Raw genomic sequence first — 5,193 nt, forward strand, 5'->3', positions numbered from 1 at the left:
AACGCCATCCTTTCCTATGATTCTACAGAAAGAATAGCGTATTTTTTCATTTTAGGGGGGATTTTATTTTGTTAGCTTGATAGCGATGTGGCGGGACCCCTATTTAGATTATTTGCAACATCAGTACAATGAAGTTCATCACTGCATGAACAATATAAGAAACTAATAATTGATTTGAACGTTTATATACGAAGGCTAATACAACCCCAATACAGAAATACCCAAAGATAAATGGAAAATCAAAATGCATAATTGCAAAGAACAAGGCACTGATTACGATACTCCCTGTTTCTTTAAACTTCTTTATTAAAATATTCATGGTTGCATATCGAAATACCAGTTCCTCTACTAATGGGGCAAGAATTACAATGGATACAATCGCAATTGGTGATATCACTGCAGCTGCGACTGTACTAGATGTATTTTCTGATTGCGTAGATAACTGGAATAAACTCTTATCTAAAAAGCTACCAATCATCTGTGCAAGAAAAACGAATACGATTCCAGCAAGAATCCACCGCCATGTGGCTTTCGATAATTTAATTGATAGCCTAGGTTCTTTAATCCCTTCTTTCTTATATACAAGAAATATGATTCCTAATGTAAGCAGAAACCCTATTAACTCCCAATGTACAAGGATCTCTTGAATCGCTTGTTGCTGATTCCCCTGAATATCATACCAACCTGTCTTAGCCAGTAATTGTACTCCTATAATTCCGACAAATTGAGTCATAACAAAATAAATAAGAATGACATAACCTGATTTGTATATATTACTATTATTCATATTCTTGGATTCACCCTTTACCTTTTTCTCTAAAATAGCATTTTTATTAAAAACTCTTCGTAATTCAATAATTCACAATGAGTGTATTTATATTCTCTTTTCAGTTAAAATAAAAAGCATTCAAATAAACGTTTTAGAAAGGATTATAAATGACACGAATTATACTTTTTGATGGAGACTGCAACTTATGTAATCAAAGTGTTCAATTTATTATTAAAAGAGATCCTAAAGGATATTTTAAATTTGCATCACGCCAAAGTAACATAGGTATTCAGTTATTAAATCAATACAACATTAGCGAAACAATAGATAGCGTGGTATTAATTGATAATAATAAGGCTTATACAGAATCAGATGCCATACTGAATATTTGTAGGCACTTAAAAGGAAGTTGCAAATTATTTTTCATCCTTTTAATAATCCCAAAACCTATTCGGAACCTTTATTACAGAAAAATTGCAGAAAATAGATACAACTGGTTTGGCAAACAAAAACAATGTCTTATCCCTACTCCGGATATCAAAAAAAGATTTTTAGAGTAGTTTAAAATACAAATTTCCCCATGAATCTCTCTTTGAGAGATTCTAATTTTTATTCAGCAAAATAACGATTTTGTTTAAAAACTGCACATATATTAAAAGCATACATACACTAATTATAGTCACCTTTATATATAAATCTGGGGCATAGGGCGCCTTAAAAAGCGCTCTTTTTATTTAAATTACGATTTCATTAAAATCTTTCACCTTTTATCTAGACAAACATATGTTATTGTACGAGATTAGCCACCCTTAATCTCTCTTATTTAAGAGCATGCTTATATGTGTGCTCTTTTGTATTTACTATGAAATAACGTGTTTTTAAAAATTATCACCTTTGTTTGGTGATATTTATATTTATAATGCATATACTTTTACTAACCAGTTACCTCTTTAATATATACTTAGTGCCATTCCTTTTTATCAAGACAGCAAACCCCTCCGTTTGTTGTCTTTTCATTCAAATAACGATTTTATTAAAAACTTGTCACCTTTTAACTGGACAAGCATATGTTATTGTATGGAGACTCTCCGCTCATAGAAATCTACCTTTCTTGTCAAGGAGCATACTTATATGTGTGCTCTTTTTCGCTTGTTATGAAATAAAGATTTTGTTTTAAATTTGCACATACACTCAATACATACATAAGATATATTGCTGTCACGTTATTACATCTCAACATGATATGAATCTTGGTCAAAGAGCGCTTTCCCGAGCGCTCTTTTTCCGTTTAAATAAGGATTTTATATAAAACTGCACATATATCAAAAATATACATACACTAATCACGGTAAGCTTTTCGATATGAATCTTGGCCAAAGAGCACTTTCCCTGGTGCTCTTTTTTGTTTGAATAAGGATTAAGCATATTTAGTTAAATGTCTCATATACTTTTATAGGTTTTGTTATTGGCGTTATGGAGTGCTCTGGTCAAGCACTCCTATTTTCCGTTTACAGTTGCGATAGGTAAGACTTTGAAGTTATCTCCATCTTTTCCCCCGCTTAACACTGTACGTGCGACTTTCACCGCATACAGCGTCCCATCTTATTCTTCTATACTAAAGCAACTAGATTACAAACAATGTTGTACTCACCAACGTATTAATTCCCCTTTCTTACGAAAGGTCACATCATCTTACTCGATCCTGTGAGTTACATCTAATTGATTTAGTTTTCAAAGAACAAGACTAGGGACTATCCCTCCGCATTCGTTACATGCTTCGTCGGTACTGTGTCCTCACCTTCACAAGAATGAAGCAATTTCGGTTCGTTAGAACCTTATATGCATCTGTCCGCTAGTAGGCGTTGGTGACAGTTTCTTGCTTACCACGTTCCGATTGACCTAGCTATACATATACCCTTAGGTGCTTGCTGTAAGCCTGTTATCTTTACATCTTCATTGTTAGATGTTCCGAATTTCATATTATTTACTCTTACTTTTCGGTAGATAACGTCGTCATTAACGACATACACATTTCTAATGTATTAATAGTTTAGACCCGTACATTCGCAAGTTCGCCAGTCCGTTAGGACATTCTCACCGTAGATATTTTGTAGCATCCCGACCTATCCATTACCATATGATTTCTCACTTAGGTTTTGTTCAGCCGACTTCACCTAGCTTCATACAATTTGTGACTACTATCACTCCATGCATGTAGGAGTATCAGATAAGTAGTTTCAGCTCAACCTGACGGCTTTTATTCCTACTTTCAGTCAATCAGTTGTTGTTATCAAATTGATAACCCTCCTATTTCGTGTTTACACACTTATAAGGAAACGTGTCGCGCAAATAACTATTTTGTTTAAATTTCATGCAATTCGCCTAGATAGGCTGTAACATATCGAATGTGCGCTTCCTTGTTTCTTCTCCCGTTCCAAGTTTCCATTCCTGTAATTCGTATACTCGGAAATCTTTCTTCTAAAAGTTCTACCAATAATTTCTTGTTTGTATCATTGTCAGCAAGATGTGCTTCTCTATCTTCATCTGTGAAAATAAATCCTTTATCGCGAAGTTGTTGTATTTTATCCGCATCTTCTTCCTTATCCGATACAGGTGTACTACTCAACAACATTGAAAGTCTACCTAATTGAAAACCAAACTTTATATCTAATCCACCCCATTTACTAAAACTCATTTCCGAAATGTAGTTGAACCCTAGTTCGTCCCACCATTCATCAATCTTCCGAGTTAACTCCGCCAATTGCTCTTTTAATCCATCGATCGGTTTCATATCAGCCATTTGTCGTTCCAAGTCGTGAATACGCATATTGGCATTACGAATTTCCGCATAACGTTTTTCTTTTTCTTTCGCTAAATTTGATTCATAGTCCGTTACTTTTGCCACATCTGAAATATGACTTTCTGATAAAGAAATGAGCGTGCCTTTCATTTCTTCGGTTAATGTATCTTGTGATAACCATTCATGCATTTGTTTTGCTGCAAAGAACAAATCCTTTAACCCTTTTAAAGCAACTGCCTTTTGATCTGCATTTAAAACAACTAATTTTTCTTGGTTTTCCATTTTCCATTCCCCTTTTCGAATAATCTTTTTCACATTCCACATACTACCTATAAGCCGACTTCCCACGGCGGCACTCTTTCAAACAGGTGCTCACTCCTTCGGATTGTTTTAGAGCATGGCAGGTAACCTAGTCAATTACCTGCCATTTCCGATTAGTTGCGATAGGTAAGACTTTGAAGTTATCTCCATCTTTTCCCCCGCTTAACACTGTACGTGCGACTTTCATCGCATACAGCGCCCCATCTTATTCTTCTATACTAAAGCAACTAGATTACAAACAATGTTGTACTCACCAACGTATTAATTCCCCTTTCTTACGAAAGGTCACATCATCTTACTCGATCCTGTGAGTTACATCTAATTGATTTAGTTTTCAAAGAACAAGACTAGGGACTATCCCTCCACATTTATTACATGCTTCTTCGGTACTATGTCCCCACCTTCACAAGAATAAAGCAATTTCGGTTCGTTAGAACTTTATGTGCACCTGTCTGCTAGTAGGCGTTGATGACAGTTTCTTGCTTACCACGTTCCAATTGACTTAGCTATACATATATCCTTAGGTGCTTGCTTTAAGCCTGTTATCTTTACACCCTCATCGTTAGATGTTCCGAATTTCATATCATTTACTCTTACTTTTCGGTAGATAACGTCGTCATTGACGACATACACATTTCTAATGTATTAAGCGTTTAGACCCGTACATTCGCAAGTTCGCCAGTCCATTTGGACATTCTCACCATAGATATTTTGTAGCATCTCGACCTATCCATCACCATATGATTTTTCACTTAGGTTTTGTTCAGCCGACTTCACCTAGCTTCATACAATTTGTGACTACCATCACGCCTTGCATGTAGGAGTATCAGATAAGTAGTTTCAGCTCAACCTGACGGCTTTCATTCCTACTTTCAGTCAATCAGTTGTTGTTATCAAATTGATAACCCTCCTATTTCGTGTTTGCACACTTATGAGGAAACGTGTCGCACAAATAACGCTTTTATATGAAAATCGTACACAGTTTTGACACATCAGCCACCGCAATTACTTGAAAATTCGTGATAATATTAATTTGTTGAATTCGCCAAGTTTCGACATTATACAACAATATCTCTCCTAAAAAGTCCCTGTCCCCGCAGGGATTTTCTCTTTTATTTATTACTTTTGGTTATACTGAATCCCCATCCTGAATGAAATTCAAATTATATATTATTAAAACCTACCAAAATATAATCTGTATATAAAAATTTTATGATTTATGAACCGAAATATTCTTTTCCTACTAATCTCACGCTGCCTGCAGGTGTTTTAAACCTATTTCTAACGCACCCGTTCCACCAAA

3 protein-coding genes are annotated in these 5,193 nt (G+C 35.1%); 1 reads left to right on the forward strand and 2 read right to left on the reverse strand.

What is annotated here, in order from left to right:
- Positions 1 to 103: 103 nt before the first annotated feature.
- Positions 104 to 787: a CPBP family intramembrane glutamic endopeptidase gene (locus tag MR155_RS30455; RefSeq protein ID WP_242312032.1), complete on the reverse strand. Its 684-nt coding sequence runs from the start codon at positions 785 to 787 to the stop codon at positions 104 to 106.
- A gap of 149 nt (positions 788 to 936) precedes the next feature.
- Here MR155_RS30455 and MR155_RS30460 point away from each other — a divergent pair, with 149 nt between their 5' ends.
- Positions 937 to 1,329, forward strand: a complete 393-nt coding sequence (locus MR155_RS30460; protein ID WP_219304025.1) for a thiol-disulfide oxidoreductase DCC family protein — start codon at positions 937 to 939, stop codon at positions 1,327 to 1,329.
- 1,802 nt (positions 1,330 to 3,131) lie between these two features.
- On the opposite strand, the gene MR155_RS30465 is transcribed toward MR155_RS30460, so the two are convergent.
- Positions 3,132 to 3,851, reverse strand: a complete 720-nt coding sequence (locus MR155_RS30465) for a hypothetical protein (protein WP_242312033.1) — start codon at positions 3,849 to 3,851, stop codon at positions 3,132 to 3,134.
- Positions 3,852 to 5,193: the final 1,342 nt, after the last annotated feature.

The sequence above is a fragment of the Bacillus cereus group sp. BfR-BA-01331 genome (assembly GCF_022663915.1).
Classification (GTDB): domain Bacteria; phylum Bacillota; class Bacilli; order Bacillales; family Bacillaceae_G; genus Bacillus_A; species Bacillus_A mycoides.

What these genes read in the sequence shown, in the direction of transcription:
- MR155_RS30465 (WP_242312033.1), bottom strand. Translation starts at nt 3,851, where the DNA reads ATGGAAAACCAAGAAAAATTAGTTGTTTTAAATGCAGATCAAAAGGCA.
- MR155_RS30460 (WP_219304025.1), top strand. Translation starts at nt 937, where the DNA reads ATGACACGAATTATACTTTTTGATGGAGACTGCAACTTATGTAATCAA.
- MR155_RS30455 (WP_242312032.1), bottom strand. Translation starts at nt 787, where the DNA reads ATGAATAATAGTAATATATACAAATCAGGTTATGTCATTCTTATTTAT.